The organism is Aeromicrobium alkaliterrae (assembly GCF_039529015.1).
In the GTDB taxonomy this organism is placed as follows: domain Bacteria; phylum Actinomycetota; class Actinomycetes; order Propionibacteriales; family Nocardioidaceae; genus Aeromicrobium; species Aeromicrobium alkaliterrae.
This window is the reverse complement of record NZ_BAAAME010000024.1, coordinates 1-610: the sequence shown is the minus strand read 5'-3', so window position 1 is coordinate 610 and position 610 is coordinate 1. Positions and strand designations below refer to the sequence as shown.

The following is a 610-nucleotide window of genomic DNA, read 5'->3' as shown; positions in this document are numbered from 1 at the left end:
AAGTTCACGACCCAACAAGTACCAGGGATCCCGCGGGTCGAAGGCGCGTCGCCAGGTAATGCAACTGGCCTCCCTCAAGTTCTGACGACGCTGACTCCGACTTTGTCCGTCAACATCCTCCAGACACCTACGCAGCCAAACATCATTCGTGATCCTGACTCGCCATATGAGGTGCAGTATGAGTTCAAGATCGCAACTGGCCCCGACGGGAAGTCTGGGCAGGTCGTCACATCGGGTCTGATCCGCGACGGTGTCGGCGCAGGGCGCGACGGGCTGCTCGACCAGAACGTCACGTGGAGGGTCCCGGAAGGGACGCTGACAGACGGAGGAATCTACTACTGGATCGTCAGGCCGTATGACGGCGTAAACAGGAATGCCCACGCTACCTGGGTGAAGAGTTTCAAGGTCGATATGCGGTTGGGTCTGGCTACTCCATCTCCCTATGACACTGCCGGCCCTGTCAGTGTGAACCTGGCCAACGGAAACGCCGCCCTCTCGTTCGAATCACCGACCGTCGAGACGTTGGGTGGCCCAATCGGCATGACGTTCTCGTACAATTCGCTAGAGGATCCGAACGCCATGATGGGCCTCACCGGTTCATACTTCGACC

At 58.9% G+C, this 610-nt stretch carries 1 protein-coding gene; it reads left to right on the top strand.

The genetic code is table 11. The annotated features are described in order from the left end of the window. Positions 1 to 102: 102 nt before the first annotated feature. The coding region (locus tag ABD127_RS19020; RefSeq protein ID WP_344204502.1) for a hypothetical protein at positions 103 to 610 on the top strand (508 nt) is incomplete at its 3' end.